Here is an 18965-nt window from a genome sequence, read left to right on the forward strand (position 1 = left end):
CTGGGCCAGCTGATGGCCCTGACGAACCGCTGGCTACCTGGTGCCGAACCCACGCCCGAGGCGATGGGGACGGCCAAGTGGCTGGAGGACGAACACTGGAGACGCATGGAGTTTGCCGTGGCTAACGGCATTGCCCTTGCGCTGAACGGGTAACGACATTGGCAGACCGTAGCGCCAGCCTGGCTTTCATTCTCAGCTTGCAGGACAAGGTCACCGCGCCCCTGGGCAAGGTGAAAATGGGCTTTTCCGAGCTTGCCGATCAGAGCGAAAAGCACATCAAGACGATCGGCCTGGGCTTGGGCGGTCTGACGGCGGGCGTGGTCGCCATTCGCGAATCCATGGAACCGGCGCTGGAGGTCAATCGTGCCCTGGGCGACGTCCGATCGCTGGGCGTGGCTGAGGACGCGCTGTCGGCGCTCAATGCCAAGTCACTGGAGTTCGCCGTGAACTACGGGGAAAACGCCAAGGACTTTGTGGCGTCCGCGTACCTCATCGAGGGCGCCATCAAGGGACTGGCCGGCAATCAGTTGGCCACCTTCACCAACACCAGCAACCTGCTGGCCAAGGCCACCAAGACCGACGCCGAAACAATGGGTGAATACGTCGGCACGCTCTACAACCTGCAGAAGTCCCAAGCCGATGCGATGGGGAAGGGGGCGTGGGTGGAAAAACTCGGCGGCCAGACGGCGCTGGCGGTGCAGCTGTTCCGCACCAGCGGCGCGGCCATGAAAGACGCCTTCAAGGAGGCCGGGGCGATCGCAACGACGTCCGGCGTCGACCTGGCTGAACAGATGGCGGTGATCGGCACGCTGAGCAGCACCATGGAAGGCGGCGACGCCGGCGGACGCTACAAGGCGTTTTTCGAAAACATCGGCGCCGCCTCCGAAAAGCTCGGCATGAAGTTCACCGACCAGCAGGGCAAGGTGCTGCCGATGATGACCATCCTGGACAAGCTTCAGGGCAAGTTCGGCGACCTCACCAGCGCGTCGGCTGGGGCCAAGCTGATGGAGGCCTTCGGCGGCGAAGGCGCCCAGGTGATCGGCGCGCTGGCCAAGGACACCGATCGGCTGCGCAATGGCATCGAGCAGCTGGGCAAGGTGCGCGGACTGGAGAATGCCGAGCAGATGGCCCGGGCGATGGTTGACCCGTGGCAGCAATGGGCGTCCCTGGTTGAAGTCATGCGAGTGGTGTTCGGTCAGGTGCTGATCCCGGTGCTGTCTCCGTTCATGGCCAAAATGGTGGACATTGGTAAAACCCTAGTGCGCTGGTCGCAGCTGTTCCCGAACATCACCCGGGTAATTGGCATCACCGCGCTGACGATCATGGGCATCGTCGCTGCAATGTCGGCCCTGACCATGGTGGTGGGCATTGCGCGCATGACCTGGTTGGGCATGCTGACCGTGTGGAAAGTCTTCCAACTGATGGGGCTGCGCACCGTCGCGGTGTTCATCCTGCAGAAGCTGGCCATCCTGGCTTATGTCGCCGTGATCTACACGCTGAGCGCCGGCCTGGCGCTGATTCGCGGGGCCATGATGCTGTGGCAGGGCGCGATCTGGTTGGTCAACGCGGCGTTGCTGGCCAACCCGGTGGTGTGGATCGTGCTCGGGATCGTCGCCCTGGTGGCCGTGATCGTCGCGGCGATCTACTACTGGGACACCTGGACGTCGGCCCTGATGAACACCGCTGCGTTCCAGTTCGTCGCCGACATGCTCCAAAAACTGTCCGACTGGTTTAACTCCATGGGCGGCTGGTCAGGCATGGCCAAGGCCGCGTGGGACAGCATCGTCGGCATTTTCACCAAGGCCGTTAACGGCGTGATCGAGCTGCTGAACAGCATCCCGGGCGTGAACATCGAAGCGCGCTTCGGCGGCATGCCCGAGGTGCCAGGTGTCGACGCCGCTGCCAGCGCTTCCGACACCGCCAACGCTGCGCAGAAAGCCCAGCAGACCATCAATGCGGCCATTCCAAGCCTGTCGCCGGCGCGTCCGTCTGCCGTGCCGCCGGGTGGCCTGCTGACCAGCATTCAGAACAACAACAGCAGCCAGAACAAGGGCACGCATGTGGAAAACGTGACCATCAACACCGGTAAGCAGATGACGCCCTTGGAGATGGAAAACATGGTCGCCATGGCGGTGGGCGGATGAGCGAGTACGTGGATCTGCTGATCGTCGGCAACGACCTGGCGCTCGATCCTTCAAACCAGCCCCGTTTGATCGATGACCGCGCCTGCATCGCCCAGGACATTGCCCACATGATCCGCGACAGCGGGCTGTTGGTGACGCTGGTGGCCGAGCGCGATCGCCTGCGTCAGCGCGACTGCATCCAGCGGATGGAACTGCTGGTGGAGGGCGACGTGCGTCTGGTGCCGGGGACGGCACGCATCACCCAACAGGAACCAGGCGTTTACCTGGTGACCGCCAAAACCCTGAAGTTCGGATCGATTGAGGTAAGTCTGTGAGCGTCGATTTTAAAAAGGTGATCGCCGATGCAGGCATCCCGACCACTGAGGCGGCGTTGAAGGCCGAGTGGGAAAAGGAAGTTGAAGCCCAGGGCGCGAAAGTGGCCAACACCAGCAGCTATTCGCCGTTCTGGCGGGTGATGACCGCGCTGGTGACCAAGCCGGTTCTGTGGCTGCTGGATTTCCTGTGCCTGACCGTGCTGCCCAACTTCTTCGTGAAAACGGCGGTCGACGCCTGGCTGGATACGCTGGCCTGGGCGGTCAATGTCGAACGCAAGGGCGCGACCAAGGCCCAGGGAAAACTGCTGTTCATCCGGGCCATTCCGGACGGTGTGCTGGAACTTGAAAAAGGCATTGTGGTGCAGTCCGCCGCAATCAATGGCAACGTCTACAAACTGGTTACGACGGCGCCGGCGACGTTCCAGCAGGGCCAGCTGCAGCTGGACGTTCCGGTCGAGGCGGCCGAGGCGGGCAGCGGTTTTAACCTGGCCCCGGGTTACTACGCGATTTTGCCGGTGCCGATCCCTGGCATTGTCCAGGTGGTGAACAAAGACGGTTGGCTGGCTTCACCAGGCGCAGATCCGGAACCCAACGACCAGTTGCGCCTTCGCGTGCGTAACCAGTTCTCGGCGGTCAACCAGTGGCACACCGACGCGGTGTATCGCGCCATGATTTCCGCCTTCCCGGGCGTGCGTCCGGATGGCGTGTATTTTGAGCACGGCGCCCCGCGCGGGCCAGGCAGCGCCAATGCCTACATCCTGTTCGATGCGGGTGTGCCGGCGGCCAGTTACTTGGAAAAGATCAACGCGCATATCCGCGACCAGGGCAACCATGGCCACGGCGATGATCTGCTGGCCATGGTGATGCCTGAAACGCCGGCCAACCTTGTGGTGAACGTCTGGCCGTTCGCCAACCAGACCGCCGCGCAGATCGCCGAACTCAAGCAAGAGGTTGAACTGTTTGTGCGGGCCGCGTATCGCGAAAGCACGCCCCGGGACTACCAGCCCACCCTGACCTATCCGCAATCAAGGTTCAGTACCAGCCGTTTGGGTGAGGAGTTACACCGGCAGTTTCCTGGTATCGAGGCGGTGAAGTTCACGCCCATGGTCGACGTGGTCAACGGCCTGTCGATTCCCCGGCTGGAGAACCTGACGGTGAACATCAAGTGATAAAGCTCAAGTTGCCGTTTTGGCTCGCCGGCACCGAGCTGTCGAAACTGACCACTGCCGCACAGTCCTGGTGGGAAACCGTCACTGGCTGGCTGCGCTGGCCCTATTCGCAGATCGATCCGGACACCTGCCACCTGAGCATCCTTGAACTGTGGGCCTGGCAGCGGGACGTGACGCGCTTCACCGGCGAGCCGGAAAGCCTGTTCCGGCTGCGCGTGAAATACGCCTTCATCAACTCGGTCGACGCCGGCAGCACCGCCGGCATGAAACGCATTTTCGAGCGCCTGGGCGTCGGTTACGTGGAGATCGAGGAGCGCCAGCCCGATCGGGATTGGGACGTTGTGCTGCTCAAGTTCAGCAACGCCCAGCTGTCGCTGAACCCCGAGCTGCTGCGCGTGCTGATTCAGCAGTACGGGCGGACGTGCCGGCGCTATGACTTCGTGACCATCACACCCGTGGGCCTGCAAATCGGCCTGATCGACTTCAACGACGACCAGCAGACGCTGGTCGCCAGCCTGTAGGAGCGCAAAGTGAGCGCCAGTATTACGTTGGCCGGCGAAGGCCAAATCGCCCTGAAACAAAGCCAGAAAAAGCCCCTGATCATCACGAAATTCATTTTCGCCAACGTGCCCGGGCTGGCCACCGAAGCGCCGGTAGATCGTGCTGCCGGCAAGCCACCAGTGGGACAGATCGTCCACACCTACGAGATCCCCAAGGAAAACGCCGGTTTTGTGAACCCCAACCAGATCGTCTACAGCGCTCAATTGGGGTCAGACGTCGGCGATTGGGACTTCAACTGGGTCGGCCTTGAAGACGCTGACGGCCTGTTGTTCGCCGTGTCCTACGTGCCGCTGCAGCAAAAGCGCAAGAACATCCCACCGCTGCAGATCGGCAACAACGTCACCCGCAACTTTCTGGTGGCGTTCGACGGCGCCCAGGCGCTGACCGGCGTAACGATCGATGCCAGCACCTGGCAGCATGACTTCACCGTGCGCCTGGCCGGCATCGATGAGCGCGAGCGCCTGAGCAACCGTGAGCTGTACGGGCGCGCCTGTTTCTTCGGCGATTCGCTGCTGTTCGAAAAGACGGCCAACGGGTTCCAGCTGCGCCAGGGCGTGGCCTATATCGAAGGCATTCGCGTTGCGCTCTCGGCGCCGCTGCCGGTGACCGGCGTTATCCCGGTGGGAAAAATCACCCTGGACGTGTGCCTGGAGCGCCAGTTAAGCGACCGCGTCGCGTCGTGGAAAGTGGTGTTCGGCGAACCGGCGGACTACACCGATTCCGCCGGCGCGCGCCACTACTGCGTACCCATCGCGCACTACCTGTCCTCGGTGGGCTTTTCGGACATGCGCCTGCCTGAGCCGATCAACGGGCCGTTGATTCAGTACCTGGCGGCGCGGGACGGTGACTACGCCAACCTGCGCGCCCGGGGCACGACGAAAGAAGACGTTCAACTGGGCAACCTGCCCAACGCCAAGAGCGATGACCCGACCACCAACAGCAGCGAAATCCTTGCGACCACGGCCGCGTTGAACAAGCTGCAAAAGCAGGTCGGCGACTCAATGACCGGCATGGTGGCCACGTTCGCCATGAATAGCCCGCCGGCGGGTTGGTTGGCGTGTAACGGTGCCGCCATCTCGCGCACGGCGTTCGCAGGTTTGTTTGCACGGATCGCCACGCACTACGGCGCCGGTGACGGGACGACCACCTTCAACTTGCCCGACATGCGCGGTCTGTTCCCGAGAGGCTGGGACGACGGGCGCGGCGTGGATCCCAGCCGAGCGTTCGGCAGCTTTCAGGACATGATGATCCATTCCCACGCGCATACAGCCTCGGCGGCAGCGGTCGGTGACCATGTTCACAGCGCTTGGACTGATGCCCAAGGCAATCACGCTCACCGAGCGTGGACGGATGCCCAGGGCGCGCACAACCACTCGGCGCCCAGCGCTCCGGGTATTGGCCAAGGGGCCGGCGGCATCAACTCCGTTCAACAGGCGGGTGGGGCGCACGAAACGTCCTGGGCGGGCGCGCACGCGCACAACATTGGAATGGATGCCGCCGGCAACCACGCGCACAACGTAGGCATCGGCGCCGGCGGTGCGCACACCCACGGCGTGACCGTCGCCGCTGCCGGCGGCACTGAAACCCGGCCCAAGAACTTGGCCCTTTTCTACTGCATCAAGTATTGAGATCGAGCATGAGCGAGAAAATCGTCTATCAGACCAACCACCTGGGAATCCTGGTGGGCACCGTGACCGCTGACGAATCGCCGCTGGAACCGGGCGTGTACATGATCCCGGGCGGCTGTGTGGAGACAGCGCCGCCGCAGATCCCCGAACATAAAGCGGCCTGGTGGAACGGCAAGGCCTGGCAGCTTGTGGACTATTTCGGCGGCGTGGTGGTGTACGACACCGCGACGGGCGAGCCGCGTACGCTCGAAGGCTTTGAGCCGGTGCCGGCGGGTTTCACCATGAAGAAGCCCGGGCCGAACCAAATCTGGAAGGACGGCGAATGGGTCGACGATATCGATGCCGTATTAGCCGCGCTCCGGGAGAAAAAGCTGCAGGCGATCGCCGCTGATTGCGCCGCCTACGTTGCCGGCGGCTTCAACTCAAACGCCCTGGGCGACGCGTACCGCTACAGCAGCGCCATCGATGACCAGGTGAACCTGAACGCCCAGGTGTTGCTGGGACAGGATGACGTTTACCCGTGTACCGATGCTGACCAGGTGCTGGCCTTCCGGCCCCACACCATCGCCCAACTGCAGAAGGTCAGCCACGACCTGGTGCGCTTTCGTCAAGGCGCCCAGCAGTGCGCCGAGTTGTTGCGCCAGTCCGTTGAAAAGGCCCTGAAAGACAAAAACCTCAAGGCGATGAAAGCCATCACCTGGACGCCGCCGGCATGAGCTGGGCGCCGGTGACGATGCGCTGGCCAGAACAGGCCACGCAATGGATGGGCGGGCTGTCCGCTGCCAAGGATCTGGCCACTGGCGAGCTGGCCAGCACCGCGCAACGGTTGGCCGGTTTGAGCGGATTGGCCAACACCAACCCGGGGCCGGTCGGCGACGCCGCGAAAGGCGCCATTGAAGCCGGACGGGCGGCGCTGGCCGAGCAGTTGGGTCAGGTGCCCGCGTGCCTGGTGGTGACGCCTTTTCAAAGCGGCGTCGGCCAAGGCAAGGGCTATCAGCGCTTCCTGTCGGCGCCGAACGTGCTGGAACACCTGGCCAAAAAACTGGAGGACGCCACCGACTCGGGCCGTCCGGTCGGGCCGCAATATGCCCTGTCGGTTCTGTTCCTGGGGACACGTCTGGAACAGTTGGCCAGCGGCCTGTCGCGTTTCAACGCGTTGTTGCCGATCGGCGACCTGGTGCGAACCGAGCGGCGCGCTCAGCACCTGATGAAACTTGAGACTGAAAAGTGGGAGATCCCCGGCGCCGGCCCGCTGCCGCGCTGGCAAGGACTGCCCCTGGAGCGCTGCACGGTGGTCAAGGCTGCGAAACAGTCCATGGCCGGCCAGTTGGCCGTGCTGGAGGGCTACGCCGCCGACAGTTCGCCGCTGGGCGATCTGGCTGCGCTGGCCGCTCGCAAGGCAGCACAGCAACAAGGGCGGGATCAACAATTGGCTGATCTGAAAAACCTGCTGGCTGGGGGTAACCCCGACGTCAGCATACGGGCGCGCCTGATTGGCCCGGGTAATCCCAGCGAGCTGCGCCAGGAGCTGCTGAGCGGCGACGCACCGGGGCATGAGTGGGTGCAATGCGCCGGCCTGCTGCTGGTGGGCACGCAAGAGGGGTTGAGTTTTGTACGGGAACTGGTGGGCCTATGACGCTGTTGCTCGATGGGCAAAAAGTCCAAGGGAAGAACCTCAAAGTCACCGGCAATCTACGCATCGAAAGCGGCGACATGTCGGGGCAGACCAGCAACACCGACAAGGCGCACAAGGGTTTTAAGCCCAAAACGTTGGCCGTCTCGCTGATGATTCCTTTTGTTGATCGGGTGCAACTGACTGACTTGATGCGTCTGGCCGAAGCCACGGCGAGCGGCGGTGAGCTGCATCTGTATCGCGTCGTGAACGACACCGCCGAGGCGTTCGGCGTGCGCCAGGTGGAGTTCTCCGAAGGCGTCAGCGCCCGCGAAGCCGACAACCTGAAAGCCTGGCTGGTGCAGTTCACGCTGAGCGAGCGCGAGTCGAACCCGGAAAAGGTCGAGGGTCGGCGTGCCGGCAACAAGGTCGACGCCCAGGGCGCCCCGGGTAGCGCGGTCGGTGAGGGTGGTAGTAACTCAGGTTCGAGCGACAACCCGGAACTGAGCGGCTTTGAAAAGGTGCTGGGCCGCGTCGACAAATGGCTGGGGAGTGAGCAGACGTGAAACTGCACAAGGTTCTGTCGATCAATGGCGCGCCTGTTCGCCTGGTCAAGGAAGACGTTCGGCTGGACGCCACCAGTCCAGGGCGGGCGAACTTCACCGTTCAGTCTGCTGAGCCGCTGAAAGGCTTGGTGACGCTGGATATCGGCTACAACGACCGCACGCTGCAGCGCCACTTCATCGGCTACGTCGAGCGTTGCACCGCCGCCAATGCCAAAGAACAGGTGCTGTTCTGCCGTGAGCTGGCTGCTGTGCTGGCCAATCCGCTGCCGCTGAACCTGCGTCACGTCGATCTGCGTGCTGTGCTGGCTGCCGTCAGCGAGCAGACAGGCCTGCGCTTTCGCGTTCCCGATCGGCCTTACGCCGGCGTGAAGGCGCCGTACTTCTACAGCCTTGCTGCCGGATACCAGGCCATGGACAGCCTGGCCCGCGTGTTCAGTATTCCCGACTTCACCTGGCACCAGCTGGGCAACGGCGAAGTGTTCGCCGGCAGCTGGGCCGACAGTTTTTTTGGCGCCCGGGCGGCGCTGCAGATCCCCACGGAGCTGTTCGACGGCTACCAGGGCAACCAGAGCGCAATGGTGGCGGCCCTTCCTGGCTTGCGACCGGGTGCAACGATCAACGCCGGCGAACGTGTCACCAGTGTGGCACTCGCCAATGACCAGATGGCTATCCGATGGAAGACGCAATCCGCCGCGCTGTAGAGCGCCAGTTCCCCGAACTCACCGGTGGTTACCACCTACCACGCTTCGCCCGCGTCATCGCCGTGGCCGATGCTCCGTCGGATGCCGGGATCTGCGACGATTACCGTCCGCGCTACGCGGTCGACATTGAAGTCCTGGGCGCCGATGACGAGCCAGATCCTGCCATCCCGACGCTTACCGGTGTCCCGCTGCCGCTGCCTACGGGGGGCGAGGAAATGGGCATTTATGCTTTTCCGGAGGAAGGCACGCGCGTTGTGGTGTGCTTCGCCTACGGCCTGCCGAACAAGCCCTACATTCAATCGATCTTGCCCCACGGTCTGAGCATGCCGAAGGTGCCGAAAGGCGACCAGGTGTGGCAGCACAGCGGCACGGCACAGCAGCGCGTCGACGCGGACGGCAATTGGTTACGCCAGACCGATGGCAAGATCCGGGATCAAGCGATCGAGCGCGAGGTTGAAGCCCTGGACAACCGCGAACAGTTCCAGAGCCACACGCGGGCGGTTGATGACCATTCGAGCGAGACGGTGGGCGGTGTGAAAAAGATCGAGGCGCTGGGCGCGCTCAAACTGCTGTCAGGCGGATCTGCGAGCTTGGCGGCGGTGGACGATCTGCATCAGGCGACTGGACGGGACTTGAACATGGTTGTAGGGCAGAAGCACAACGCCACCGTGGGTGGCGATATGCAGGAAAGGATCGAAGGTTTGCGCCGAAGCTTGGCTGGCGAAGGGCAACGCTTGCAAGCCCCGAAAAACTGGATCGGTTCAGAAAGCGTGAATCTCTTTCAGATAGTTTGCGACACATTGGACTTGTTGGAGCAGATGAATGCTCAGATTGCAGCCCATGTTCATGGGACAAGCCCTATCCCGTCCAATTCACCAGACTTTACCCGACAATCCATTATTGCAGCAGCATTAAATCAAAAACTTAACGCAGTTACCATGTAAGCTCTCTTGTAATCACCAAGTTTCTATTCCTACATAGAGCATAATTACTCACCCGACGGAGTTTCGGCTTTTTCCACTAATTTTAGATAATAAAATTGCTTATAGCTGGAAGTGTCGCGCCGAATCTCCCCCGTCATACATCTCTCATTTAAAACTGCCAGCAATGGAGAGCGAATGCGAATGTCAATTTTGTTCATGCAGCCGTGTAAGTGATCTTTAAGAGCTTCATTATCAAAGAATAATTTCTCAAAAACAAACATCGCAATTCGAGCCTCTTTGTCAACTTTAAGCTCTTTAGAAACCGCTGGCAAATCAGCTTGGTACTGAAGTTTTAAATAGTCTTCAAAACCACTCAGCGGTTCTGTTCCAGTGGATCTTAGTATACTTGCTTGTCGAGTTGCGGTAGAAAGCGTCTCTTGCGAGACGCAAAAGTCGCCTAAACTCATCGTTTTATTAAAATGCTCCATCGCCCGGTTCATATCCACAAAGTACATATCATGCCAGTGCATCCTTACGATTGCTTTGTGAATATCCTCATTCAGCTCTTTAAATATAGCGTCAAAATTACCAGCGTGACCTGAAGCCAGATTCATAAAGTTGACAGAACTTTTTACAGTGACAACCGGGAGGCTACAAAAAGCATTGGCTTCAGCTTTAAGTTTATTTATAAGCGCTCTGCTCTCTTCTACTAAAACTTTCTGCCTTTCTGACTCCTTATTTTTTCTATACTGATGAACAGCAAAAAGAAACGCCAGCGCGGTAGCTATTTGAGCAATAACGTTTATCACATCAATGAACTTGATCGGCCACCAAAATTCCGATGGAGCATGAACATAAAGCCAAAGAATTATCGCCACCATCAAAAAAACCAGATAGCTATATTTTTTAGCAAGTTTATTCAGTGACGCCCTATCAAATCCCTTTTTTTCGTAATGCATAAGAATAGAATCTCTAATTTGTCTTAGCGCGCGTTTGCCATTGCTCCATAAGACTGGAGTAAGCGTAGGGCCGTTATAATCGGCACCACCAAGATTGCGCATAAGCGCAGCCATCGATGTATTCAATACCACTTAATACAAATCCAGTCACCGCCATTCCGGCCAATGTAGCATCAAGCAGCGGTGGCAGCGGGTCAGGATCGAGTGGCATGCCCACCTCAAGACGAGCAACGTTTGCGGCCCGGCCTAATTCGTGGCAGTTAGTTGAGCTCACCAGAACGTTGCCTCGGATTGCCGGATAGCGGCGCCGCTCTTTAGGATCCAGCGCAACGCCGCGTGAGCGCATTGGTGTAACCAATACATGCATGATGCCTCCTACAGGTCAGTTTCGAGTTCGAGCAGAGCTTCGACGGCATAAGCCAGCGCCGCGTCGGCTAACTCCAACAAATCGCTGAGACGATCTGCATTGATCACGTTGCCCTGGTAAAGCGCGTGCGCTTGCCTGAGCAATGCTTTGTGATGGGCACCGGGCATTGCCAGCAACGCAGCCTTATCCCGCACCATGATCTGCCACTTCACCATCATCGCGAACGAATCCGGATTTTCGGTTTCCGCAGACTCTCTATCCATTTCCGCCTACCCATCAAAATACTGTACATAAAAACAGTATATCGATAGGCGTTTCCCTCTACATTCACTGAGCGACTGACGGCATCTGTCACAGTGAAATCTCACACCCTGGTGCAATGAAAAGTTCGGCGGGGAACAAAAAAACAGTTGGAAAAGCACTTATCCCCCTCCCGCCGGCGAGCTCTGGCTGTCTTCTTTTTGCAAATGATGGTTATGCTGAAATCGGTTGGCCCAGGCAGGGCTGCTGCGGGTGTTATCAGGTGTAAGTCAATTTCAATGTGTGCAAAGTTTTGCAAAAAATTGACGAAACTTACTGTTGGGACTGTAGTAGGTTAGACAGGTTGGCAATTTTCTGCGGCAGCGATTTGCAGGGTCTGGCCTAGCAAAAACCTGCGCTTCACCTGTTTTTCGAAAAATTGTGCGACCTTCTTTAGCTGCCTGACACAAAAGACTAAGAAGATCTGAATTTGTCGGAGAGCACCGGAGGAGCTGACTTTCAGCATAAAAGCCGCATTGCGAAGCTTTTCAACTGGGGGAGGGTGGTCGATTGCGGATCTGTACCTTATTGCTAAGAGCAATAGGCAGGAGAAAAAAATTTTAGGCTCTTGCTTGGCTCATTTTAAATTCCGGACTCGAAGCAATGGTTTCGTTCCGGTGTTGTTTTGGATGAGAACCTCTATTGTTTCTATTTCGTCATCTATCGCATTGCTCTCGTCGTTATAGACGTCAGCAGGGATCTTATTCTGCTGAAATAGTTTCAGTATTTCCGATTTTTGATTTTTAAGGGCTGCCAAATGACTTGCCGCCATTTTTAAAGTCTGCAGTGTGGTTTTTCGATACTCAACTTGTATAGGGTCGTTTAATTGTAAAAGTTCTTCGGTGTACTCGCCAAATTTGGTTCGAGGTGCCATTATGCCGCTAGTCGATTCAAACCTTAGATGTTGGCTCATAATATAGTCGCACGGATTTACAATGTAAGGGCCTTTAAGTTCATCCTTTGGCCAGTCGTTGTTTTTCCGAGAATTGCAACTGCCGCAACAGTAGTACAGGTTTTGATAGTCGCGCTCTAAGCTGGCAAATTTTGCTATTCCCTTCGGACGATAGTGATCTACACCAAAATTTAGGTTTGGTGCGCTACTATCTGGTTGCCGGCAATAAACACAAGTTCTTGCGAACTCGTGCTGTAGATAACGCTTGTAGGTTTGATAGCGTTTAAATAGTCTTGGGGTCAAAGACCGTGTGTGCTTCGACTTTGGATACTGGAATACAGTAAAATTCAAGTCGACAACCCCAGTCTTTTCGCACGGTCAAGTATAGATTGCTCTACAGATTTTATGGAATCGATAGACGCTTCTAGGTGGGTTATCTGTTCAACGGAAACTCTGGGCGAGCGCTCGATTATCCTAGAGTTAAGAATTTCAAGCCGCGCGATCAATTCTGCAGAAATGGAGTCATTTGCATATTTTATGGCAAGAAGTTTTATACGGTCTTCAGCGATTTTGCTGATTTCCAGATCTCTTCCTTGAACTTGTCGATCATTAACGAGAGGACGAATTGTTCGAACATCCGCGCTCTTAGGAAGGAGTGAGGTTGCGTCATTTTGCGGGGATGTTCTTGGTACCTTCTCCGTACCATCGATATCCGCACCAGAGAAGTTTAAACCGGCATACCTATTGGTCAAAAACTGCGTGGCGCCCAAATCGAAGTTATCTTTTGGAGGGTTGCGTCCCAAAGCAGCTTGCGAGGCATAAAAAATTGATGGTGCTGGCGCCGGGATAACATCTACGTAATAGTCCATGATTAAATCATCCTTTCCGAGTCTTGTTATCTATGGATAGAGCATTTCTAGCTTTATCTGTGATAGACCAGTCGAACAGATCAAATGCTTGGCGATGCATAATATCGAGAGCAGCAGCAGTATCAGATAGTGAAACCTCTGAACGATATGTATCAATATCTATTAAATAGTCGGGTTTGGGCGGCGCAGCGTTGGAGCGATTAAGCTGTATTCCATGCTGGAACAAGCAGCCACCGTCTTCAGCCAACAACTGCATTCTCCCGCCAAAGTCACTTATTCCAGCGAAGAGTTCAGATGTTATCGCGGCAGTTAATGCAGGGTTGATCCAGTTTATAATGTCTTCGTCTTCGCTTTTTAGTACATTAATGTACCGAAGTCCAATGCGAGTGAAGAAGTCTGAATCGATTACTTTTTCGGCGGCGTCCAGAACTTGAAGAACTCGCTCGCGCAGATTTTCGAAGCTCGAGTAAGAAGTTGTTTCAATCGATAGGGCGTTCTCTTTTAATGAGATGCTCCAGCCGCCTTTCGTTGCTCGTAATATATGTATATTACTAGATCCAGTATTTCCCGAGCCAAGGCCGAGAGTGAACTCATTGTTCATCTCTAATAATGGGTAGTCTTTACGCAGCGCTTTTACGAATGATGCAGGCGGACGTTGTTCGCCGAGCTCCATCAAAGTTGGAAAACGCAGCTCGCAAACAGCCTGTTTCAAAAAATTACGCTTATAGCGATTTTCATTGTCAGACCGAGTACGTACTAAATCGTCAGCTTTCCAACGTGCGCTCATGATGGACTCATCGTTAGGTACAAAAGGCGGCCATGATGGCATGGATTCCCAGTAGTGTCAGTACTGCATGGGGTTGCGCGTACCAGCCATCGCAAATCAAGCCCGTCCTGGCAGTATAGACGCCCGTTCACGACAGGGACGGCAGGGCATAGGTGCGAGGATTCGCCTGGATCTGCCGCGCCAGTAGATGGCTTACGGACGCTCGCACCCTTGCTGTATTGGACTGGGTGTGTCGTCATCAATCCTTCTCCCTTGCGATCAGCCTTGCCAAGCCTTGCTTGATAAAACCAGCGTTTTCACCAATCCGCTCCAGCGCGCAACGAGCGTTCTCCCCTACAGCATCGTTTCCTTGCTGCTCCGCCAAAAGCACCAACTCCATCAATGCAGCTTCTAAGGCAAGCTGATTTTCGTAAATTTTATCGAGGACCACTGGGAGGGAATATTCATTGGCCATGCTTTCGACTCCATTCGGAAAGCAGAAAGCATAGCAGGGCACCTGTGCTAGCCAATTTCAGTTCGAGGCTGGGAAAAAGGTAATTTTGGTAAGACGGTGCGAAAAACTGGCTGCAGCCCTTATAGATCGTGGCTTTTAGGTATTACCTTGGAAGGTAATATTTGGTAAGGCTGGGGGTAATATTTCACCAAGTACCTGATTTTAAAGGGTTTCGTAGGGGGGCAAAATTACTGCGACTAAGGGTAATTTTCTAACCTTCTCATTACCCTATTATTACCTTTGCTTTATCCATCTAACATGCTGATTCTATTGGGTTTTTATGGCTTTAAAAAAGAAAATTACCAAAATTACCTTTTTCCCAGGGGTCAACCTGAAACGGAGTGAGGCACAGACGGGGCGATTCGCTGGCCTTTCGTCCACGCGGTTTTAACACTCACGAAACACGCCTGAGCCGACGATAGACAGTGCCAGGATTGGAGCCGAGAACCGCTGCTTAAAATTTGCTAACGCAGTCGGCAGAGGGGATGGACAAGGAGGGAGAAGAACAGAGCTGGTACGCAACTGGTACGCGGGTTGGGAGCGAGGCGCTTGGGCCTTTATTTGCGGGAGGTAAAAGAAGGGTCAGTTCGATCCATCATAAGTCTGACTGTGCAGCGGCAATAGGTGCGCCTATTTGCTAGCCACAAATTCTTGCGCCTGTTTTAAACGAAAAAATCCACTCGTTTAAATGACTCATTCTTTCGTCATCCAAGCCCTACGCCACCTTGCGCCACCCCCTACACCTAAGACAGAATCCGCCGGCTTGTGCGTCTAGGCCGTGGCTTTTATCGTTCTCGGGTCACTGAAATCCAGTGATCGGGTTTGGTAGCCCGCTTCGTTCTAGACTCATGGCGTCTCCATGTGCAGTCCTTTTCAGGGCTCGTATTTCATGGTGGTCATGCGTGGGGCCCATTCGTGGGCGCCGGGTTCTAGTGCGACCGGTCTACCAACCCGCGTATGGCCGCCACCCAACGTTTGGTAGCGAAGGGTGATGGTTCCTTTTGGTAATCGCGCTAGAGGATTCATCCATGATCAAACCTACACCCAACCCACCCGAAACCGATCCGGTTTCACCTTATCAATTCCCAGATTCCAAAAAACTCAACGAAGCCGCCGAACGCGCCCTCGACCACTACCTCACCCCGCAACAACGCATCATGGGCAGTCACACCGAACACGACCCCATGTTCCTGGCCAACCCCGCCTACACCAGCGAATCCCTGTTGGCCAACGCCAGCGAGTCCCTCGATTCCGCCAGTGAAATGCTCAGCAACTTCGCCGCTGTACTGGAACCCTCCCACCGCAAAACCGCGCTGGGTATCGCGCAGGTGGTGATGGTCGCGGGGCTGGCGGTGAATCAGGCGCTGGATCACGTCGAGCCGAAGTCGTAAGTGCAAACACCTTCCGTGGCGAATGCCGCCACGGGAGGGCGGTGTTTCTTCAGATTTCCCCAACGTGGACGACAACTTACGCATTCCATTCCGCGTCTTTGAGTCGTTTATGAAAAAACTAGTTGTCGTGATGTTCGCCGTCCTGTTTCTCGCAGGCTGTGCCAATCAGAAGTTCAAACCCGAATACCGTACCCAGATCCACACGGTGAAAGTCCTTCCGGTGACATGGAGCTTCAAGGAAATGACCTATATGGGCCGCGAGCAGGCCTGGGGCGCTGCAATCGGGGCCGGTGTCGGCGCGGGTGTCGGGATGGCGTCCCATGCCGGGAAACTGGGCACGGCGGCGCTCAGCGGGGCCGGGTTTGCGGCGGGGTTGAAGGCTGGGGACTTGGCGTCGATGTCTACGGTCGAGGCGATTCAGTACAACATGACGAGTGCTGATATCGACCTGGGCAAACTGGTCAAGAAAGGGTTCGAGGATCAGTTGGCGGCCAGCGGTCGTTTCAAGATCGTCGCCGATAACGAGCCCGCCGATGCGCAGATCGAGTTGACGGTGGTCACCTGGGGCTTTGCGCTGACTCAAGGTTTCAGCAGTGTGGTGTATCCGACGATTGCCGTGAACGGTGCCCTGAAGCGTGGCGATGAGTTGATCTGGCAGCGCAAGGAGCCCATCACTCCGTTCAACGGCGCCAACACCTACGGTTACGAGCCGCTGCGTTATCGCACCGAGCCGGAGCTGGTCCGTGAGGCGTTGACCGGTGTTTCGCAGATTGTTGGCACTTACCTGGTCAAGGATCTGAACGAGTAATCACCGCTCTGCCTGAACCCGCGCTGTCGATAGCGAAAGTTTCATGTTGTCGGCGCGCGGGGGCGCCTAGGATGCAGCGATAAGATCGTTTCATCCAAGGGGAGCCGTGCCATGAGTGCCAATGTCGTCAAAGTGCTGTTGATCGCTGCAGCTGTCTCGGTATTGAGTGCCTGTTCGGGCTCCGGTGGGTTGACCACCACCAGTTGTTTTTCTTCGGATTGCCAGTCGCCGGAAGGCCGCGCCAGCGCCAATACGCTGAAGTTCGGCGGCACCGGTATTGGTGCCAGCCTCAACCAGTACAGCTCCGGCATGTTGCATGACGATTGAATAGAAAAGGGCGCCCATCGCGGGCGCCCTTTTTTCGTCTTGAAGCGTTTTATTGCGGCCCTGCCAGCCACTCGCCAATGACCTTCTGATACTTCCCGGTCACCTTGCTCAGGTGCAGCCACTGATCGACATACAGCTTCCAGCTCATGTCATCACGGGGCAGCAGGTAAGCCTTTTCCCCATACTGCATGAACTGCTCCGGGTTGACCGCGCACAAACCGGGTTTCTGTTTCTGTTGATACCGCGCCTCGGAAGCGTCGGTAATCATCACATCGGCCTTGTTGTCGAGCAGTTGCTGGAAGATCGTCACGTTGTCGTGCAACGCCAGTTGCGCCTTGGGCAGGAAGGCGTGGACGAAGGCTTCGTTGGTGCCGCCGGCGGGTTCGACCAGACGCACGTTCGGCTGGTTGATCTGCTCGATGGTCTGGTACTTCGATTGGTCGGCGCAACGCACCAGCGGGATCTTGCCGTCGACGTCGAGGGTGTTGCTGAAGTAGGCCTTTTTCTGCCGCTCCAGCGTCACCGAAATTCCGCCCATGCCGATGTCGCATTTGCCGGCCTGCATGTCGGGCATCAGGGTTTTCCAGGTGGTCTGCACCCACTCGATCTTGACCCCGAGGCTGTCGGCCAGCGATTGCGCCATGGCGATGTCGATGCCTTCGAAACCGCCGTCTTCGCGTTTGAAGGTGTAGGGCTTGTAGTCGCCGGTGGTGCAGACGCGCAACTGGCCCTGTTGCTGGATGGTATCCAGGTGTGAGGCTGGTTCCTGTGCCTGAGCGGTGCCGGCCAGCGCCAGCAAACCGCAGAAGATCATCGTGTTTTTTCGAATGGTCATTGTGATCGGGCTTGTGCAGTGGGAGTGCGGGCCAGTGTAGTGAAAGGGTTTGCCGGGTGTCATCTCGCGTCCGGCCCGAGCGTTCCCAGCCACGCCACCAATGCCACGATCAACAGCGCCATTCCGAGCTCCACGGCAACGCTGCGTCGTAGCGCATTCGCTGCCACTTGATGCTGGCTGTCGCGCAACGATTGCTCCAGCAACGGGCCGAGGTGAAAGCGGTTCAGCGCCGCTAAAACCAGCATGCCGGCGAACAGCACGACCTTGATCACCAGCAGCATTCCGTAGGTGCGGAGCAACATGTCGTCCAGTGTCGGGCCGACGATGAACAGGTAGTTCGCCACACCGGTCACCGAGAGGATGAGCACAATCGTCGCGCCCACGCCTTCGAAACGTTTGACGGCATCGGCCAGCGACCGAATGCGCGCTTCGCTGAACAGAGCGTCGAGCTGCGACATCAAGATCAACGCCAACATGGCGCCCATCCACGCACCCGCCGCGAGCAGGTGCAGGATGTCGCTCAGCAGGTGCCAGGCGCCATCCATCGCGCCGTGCCCGCTCCAGGCCAGAGAGGCGAGGGCGAGTGCGCCGGCAATCGACGCCAGCCACAACCCCGGCCAGATCATCACGACGATCAGTGCAACCATCCGCACCGCCCACGCCAGCCCGACATCGGTTTCGAACAGCATCATTTGCAGGTGTGGCCACAGCGCCGCGAATTCCGTTTCGCCGCTCATGGCGCGGGTCATCAGCACCAGTCCTACCATTGCCAACATTGCTCCGATCAACGCCATCCCGCGCAACATCGGCCGAAACCGCAGCGTCGCGCCAACGTTGCACACCCCGAACAACGCCACTCCGAACAACAGCAGCAAATCCACGTACAACGCCATCCGCAGCAGGATGTTGATCAGGTCGGCCATCGGTCACTTCACTTTGAACGTGACGTTGCCGGTGATCGGGTGAGTGTCCGACGACACCGCGCGCCATTCGACCTTGTAGGTGCCGGCCGGCAAGGACGAGAGCGGGGTGATGAACATGGTTTTCGGGTCGCTGCCGGCGCTGACCTTGGCCTTCATCGGCATCGGCGAGTGAGCCATGCCGGGCATTTCGGTCATCACCAGTTTGGCGCCGGAGAACTGGGTCATCAGGTTCTCGGAAAAGTGCAGTTCGATCTTCTCGGGAGACGCGCCGTCCGCGCCTTCGGCCGGGGTCGACGACAGCAGTTTCGGGTGGGCCTGGGCCAGGGTGCTCAGGAGCAGGCCGGTGGCGAGGACGAAGGAGATTTTCAGTGTGTGCATGCAAGACCTCAGTGTTGT

At 57.4% G+C, this 18965-nt stretch carries 24 protein-coding genes; 14 read left to right on the forward strand and 10 right to left on the reverse strand.

Annotated elements, in window-relative coordinates:
• Positions 1–12: 12 nt before the first annotated feature.
• From ACKLNA_RS00585 to ACKLNA_RS00635, 11 genes are read left to right on the forward strand one after another with little or no spacing between them, the layout of a single operon-like run.
• A complete protein-coding gene (locus ACKLNA_RS00585; protein WP_039013052.1) occupies positions 13–153 on the forward strand; it encodes a DUF6890 family protein in 141 nt (46 codons plus the stop codon).
• A 5-nt stretch (positions 154–158) separates the two neighbouring features.
• Positions 159–2144 carry a phage tail tape measure protein gene (locus ACKLNA_RS00590; protein WP_408984519.1) on the forward strand — a complete coding sequence of 662 codons (1986 nt, stop codon included), beginning with the start codon at positions 159–161 and terminating at the stop codon, positions 2142–2144.
• A complete protein-coding gene (locus tag ACKLNA_RS00595) occupies positions 2141–2458 on the forward strand; it encodes a DUF2590 family protein (protein ID WP_085654343.1) in 318 nt (105 codons plus the stop codon). The genes ACKLNA_RS00590 and ACKLNA_RS00595 overlap by 4 nt, the downstream gene beginning before the upstream one ends.
• On the forward strand, positions 2455–3627 hold the full coding sequence (locus ACKLNA_RS00600) for a baseplate J/gp47 family protein (protein ID WP_408984520.1): 1173 nt from the start codon (positions 2455–2457) through the stop codon (positions 3625–3627). Before ACKLNA_RS00595 ends, ACKLNA_RS00600 begins: the two co-directional genes overlap by 4 nt.
• Entirely contained in the window at positions 3624–4148 is a 525-nt protein-coding gene (locus ACKLNA_RS00605) for a phage tail protein (protein WP_408984521.1), read from the forward strand. Before ACKLNA_RS00600 ends, ACKLNA_RS00605 begins: the two co-directional genes overlap by 4 nt.
• 9 nt (positions 4149–4157) lie before the next feature.
• Positions 4158–5816 (forward strand): phage tail protein, encoded by a 1659-nt coding sequence (locus ACKLNA_RS00610; protein ID WP_408984522.1) that lies wholly within the window; start codon positions 4158–4160, stop codon positions 5814–5816.
• Positions 5817–5824: 8 nt separating this feature from the next.
• Positions 5825–6532: a hypothetical protein gene (locus tag ACKLNA_RS00615; RefSeq protein ID WP_408984523.1), complete on the forward strand. Its 708-nt coding sequence runs from the start codon at positions 5825–5827 to the stop codon at positions 6530–6532.
• Positions 6529–7452 carry a hypothetical protein gene (locus ACKLNA_RS00620; protein ID WP_408984524.1) on the forward strand — a complete coding sequence of 308 codons (924 nt, stop codon included), beginning with the start codon at positions 6529–6531 and terminating at the stop codon, positions 7450–7452. The genes ACKLNA_RS00615 and ACKLNA_RS00620 overlap by 4 nt, the downstream gene beginning before the upstream one ends.
• Positions 7449–7994, forward strand: a complete 546-nt coding sequence (locus ACKLNA_RS00625; RefSeq protein ID WP_236181515.1) for a DNA-binding protein — start codon at positions 7449–7451, stop codon at positions 7992–7994. The genes ACKLNA_RS00620 and ACKLNA_RS00625 overlap by 4 nt, the downstream gene beginning before the upstream one ends.
• Complete coding sequence (locus ACKLNA_RS00630; RefSeq protein WP_408984525.1) at positions 7991–8695, forward strand: hypothetical protein; 705 nt, start codon at positions 7991–7993, stop codon at positions 8693–8695. Before ACKLNA_RS00625 ends, ACKLNA_RS00630 begins: the two co-directional genes overlap by 4 nt.
• Positions 8668–9639, forward strand: coding sequence for a hypothetical protein (locus tag ACKLNA_RS00635; protein WP_408984526.1), 972 nt, complete (start codon positions 8668–8670; stop codon positions 9637–9639). The genes ACKLNA_RS00630 and ACKLNA_RS00635 overlap by 28 nt, the downstream gene beginning before the upstream one ends.
• A gap of 44 nt (positions 9640–9683) precedes the next feature.
• Here ACKLNA_RS00635 and ACKLNA_RS00640 read toward each other — a convergent pair whose 3' ends face one another.
• From ACKLNA_RS00640 to ACKLNA_RS00670, 7 genes are all read right to left on the reverse strand, one after another.
• A complete protein-coding gene (locus ACKLNA_RS00640) occupies positions 9684–10691 on the reverse strand; it encodes a hypothetical protein (RefSeq protein WP_408984527.1) in 1008 nt (335 codons plus the stop codon).
• Positions 10651–10944 (reverse strand): hypothetical protein, encoded by a 294-nt coding sequence (locus tag ACKLNA_RS00645; RefSeq protein WP_408984528.1) that lies wholly within the window; start codon positions 10942–10944, stop codon positions 10651–10653. The genes ACKLNA_RS00640 and ACKLNA_RS00645 overlap by 41 nt, the downstream gene beginning before the upstream one ends.
• A gap of 8 nt (positions 10945–10952) precedes the next feature.
• Positions 10953–11207 (reverse strand): hypothetical protein, encoded by a 255-nt coding sequence (locus ACKLNA_RS00650; protein WP_408984529.1) that lies wholly within the window; start codon positions 11205–11207, stop codon positions 10953–10955.
• A 614-nt stretch (positions 11208–11821) separates the two neighbouring features.
• Positions 11822–12487, reverse strand: a complete 666-nt coding sequence (locus ACKLNA_RS00655) for an HNH endonuclease (protein ID WP_408984530.1) — start codon at positions 12485–12487, stop codon at positions 11822–11824.
• Entirely contained in the window at positions 12484–13005 is a 522-nt protein-coding gene (locus ACKLNA_RS00660; RefSeq protein ID WP_408984531.1) for a hypothetical protein, read from the reverse strand. Before ACKLNA_RS00660 ends, ACKLNA_RS00655 begins: the two co-directional genes overlap by 4 nt.
• A gap of 7 nt (positions 13006–13012) precedes the next feature.
• The gene (locus tag ACKLNA_RS00665; RefSeq protein WP_408984532.1) at positions 13013–13792 is read right to left on the reverse strand and encodes a TIGR04255 family protein; all 780 of its coding nucleotides are present in this window, start codon (positions 13790–13792) and stop codon (positions 13013–13015) included.
• Between the two features lie 238 nt (positions 13793–14030).
• On the reverse strand, positions 14031–14246 hold the full coding sequence (locus ACKLNA_RS00670) for a hypothetical protein (protein WP_408984533.1): 216 nt from the start codon (positions 14244–14246) through the stop codon (positions 14031–14033).
• Between the two features lie 1067 nt (positions 14247–15313).
• Between ACKLNA_RS00670 and ACKLNA_RS00675 the strand changes: the two genes are divergently transcribed.
• The 3 genes from ACKLNA_RS00675 to ACKLNA_RS00685 all read left to right on the forward strand — a co-directional run bounded on the left by ACKLNA_RS00675 (position 15314) and on the right by ACKLNA_RS00685 (position 16811).
• Positions 15314–15676 (forward strand): DUF6124 family protein, encoded by a 363-nt coding sequence (locus ACKLNA_RS00675; RefSeq protein WP_408984534.1) that lies wholly within the window; start codon positions 15314–15316, stop codon positions 15674–15676.
• A 109-nt stretch (positions 15677–15785) separates the two neighbouring features.
• On the forward strand, positions 15786–16484 hold the full coding sequence (locus tag ACKLNA_RS00680) for a hypothetical protein (protein WP_119428468.1): 699 nt from the start codon (positions 15786–15788) through the stop codon (positions 16482–16484).
• A 111-nt stretch (positions 16485–16595) separates the two neighbouring features.
• Positions 16596–16811 (forward strand): hypothetical protein, encoded by a 216-nt coding sequence (locus tag ACKLNA_RS00685; protein WP_085712578.1) that lies wholly within the window; start codon positions 16596–16598, stop codon positions 16809–16811.
• A gap of 49 nt (positions 16812–16860) precedes the next feature.
• On the opposite strand, the gene ACKLNA_RS00690 is transcribed toward ACKLNA_RS00685, so the two are convergent.
• The 3 genes from ACKLNA_RS00690 to copC are packed head-to-tail and all read right to left on the reverse strand — an operon-like array spanning position 16861 to position 18947.
• The gene (locus ACKLNA_RS00690) at positions 16861–17646 is read right to left on the reverse strand and encodes a transporter substrate-binding domain-containing protein (RefSeq protein ID WP_408984535.1); all 786 of its coding nucleotides are present in this window, start codon (positions 17644–17646) and stop codon (positions 16861–16863) included.
• 59 nt (positions 17647–17705) lie between these two features.
• Entirely contained in the window at positions 17706–18569 is an 864-nt protein-coding gene (gene copD / locus ACKLNA_RS00695; protein ID WP_408984536.1) for a copper homeostasis membrane protein CopD, read from the reverse strand.
• A 3-nt stretch (positions 18570–18572) separates the two neighbouring features.
• Positions 18573–18947: a copper homeostasis periplasmic binding protein CopC gene (gene copC / locus ACKLNA_RS00700; RefSeq protein ID WP_408984537.1), complete on the reverse strand. Its 375-nt coding sequence runs from the start codon at positions 18945–18947 to the stop codon at positions 18573–18575.
• Positions 18948–18965 lie beyond the last annotated feature (18 nt).

The organism is Pseudomonas sp. UV AK001, from assembly GCF_046097675.1.
Classification (GTDB): Bacteria; Pseudomonadota; Gammaproteobacteria; order Pseudomonadales; family Pseudomonadaceae; genus Aquipseudomonas; species Aquipseudomonas kribbensis.

Excerpts from the sequence above, each read along its gene's own strand:
- ACKLNA_RS00585 (WP_039013052.1), top strand. The coding sequence starts at position 13 with ATGGCCCTGACGAACCGCTGGCTACCTGGTGCCGAACCCACGCCCGAG.
- ACKLNA_RS00595 (WP_085654343.1), top strand. The coding sequence starts at position 2,141 with ATGAGCGAGTACGTGGATCTGCTGATCGTCGGCAACGACCTGGCGCTC.
- ACKLNA_RS00615 (WP_408984523.1), top strand. The coding sequence starts at position 5,825 with ATGAGCGAGAAAATCGTCTATCAGACCAACCACCTGGGAATCCTGGTG.
- ACKLNA_RS00620 (WP_408984524.1), top strand. The coding sequence starts at position 6,529 with ATGAGCTGGGCGCCGGTGACGATGCGCTGGCCAGAACAGGCCACGCAA.
- ACKLNA_RS00625 (WP_236181515.1), top strand. The coding sequence starts at position 7,449 with ATGACGCTGTTGCTCGATGGGCAAAAAGTCCAAGGGAAGAACCTCAAA.
- ACKLNA_RS00635 (WP_408984526.1), top strand. The coding sequence starts at position 8,668 with ATGGAAGACGCAATCCGCCGCGCTGTAGAGCGCCAGTTCCCCGAACTC.
- ACKLNA_RS00640 (WP_408984527.1), bottom strand. The coding sequence starts at position 10,691 with ATGGCTGCGCTTATGCGCAATCTTGGTGGTGCCGATTATAACGGCCCT.
- ACKLNA_RS00645 (WP_408984528.1), bottom strand. The coding sequence starts at position 10,944 with ATGCATGTATTGGTTACACCAATGCGCTCACGCGGCGTTGCGCTGGAT.
- ACKLNA_RS00650 (WP_408984529.1), bottom strand. The coding sequence starts at position 11,207 with ATGGATAGAGAGTCTGCGGAAACCGAAAATCCGGATTCGTTCGCGATG.
- ACKLNA_RS00660 (WP_408984531.1), bottom strand. The coding sequence starts at position 13,005 with ATGGACTATTACGTAGATGTTATCCCGGCGCCAGCACCATCAATTTTT.
- ACKLNA_RS00665 (WP_408984532.1), bottom strand. The coding sequence starts at position 13,792 with ATGAGCGCACGTTGGAAAGCTGACGATTTAGTACGTACTCGGTCTGAC.
- ACKLNA_RS00670 (WP_408984533.1), bottom strand. The coding sequence starts at position 14,246 with ATGGCCAATGAATATTCCCTCCCAGTGGTCCTCGATAAAATTTACGAA.
- ACKLNA_RS00675 (WP_408984534.1), top strand. The coding sequence starts at position 15,314 with ATGATCAAACCTACACCCAACCCACCCGAAACCGATCCGGTTTCACCT.
- ACKLNA_RS00680 (WP_119428468.1), top strand. The coding sequence starts at position 15,786 with ATGAAAAAACTAGTTGTCGTGATGTTCGCCGTCCTGTTTCTCGCAGGC.
- ACKLNA_RS00685 (WP_085712578.1), top strand. The coding sequence starts at position 16,596 with ATGAGTGCCAATGTCGTCAAAGTGCTGTTGATCGCTGCAGCTGTCTCG.
- ACKLNA_RS00690 (WP_408984535.1), bottom strand. The coding sequence starts at position 17,646 with ATGACCATTCGAAAAAACACGATGATCTTCTGCGGTTTGCTGGCGCTG.
- copD (WP_408984536.1), bottom strand. The coding sequence starts at position 18,569 with ATGGCCGACCTGATCAACATCCTGCTGCGGATGGCGTTGTACGTGGAT.
- copC (WP_408984537.1), bottom strand. The coding sequence starts at position 18,947 with ATGCACACACTGAAAATCTCCTTCGTCCTCGCCACCGGCCTGCTCCTG.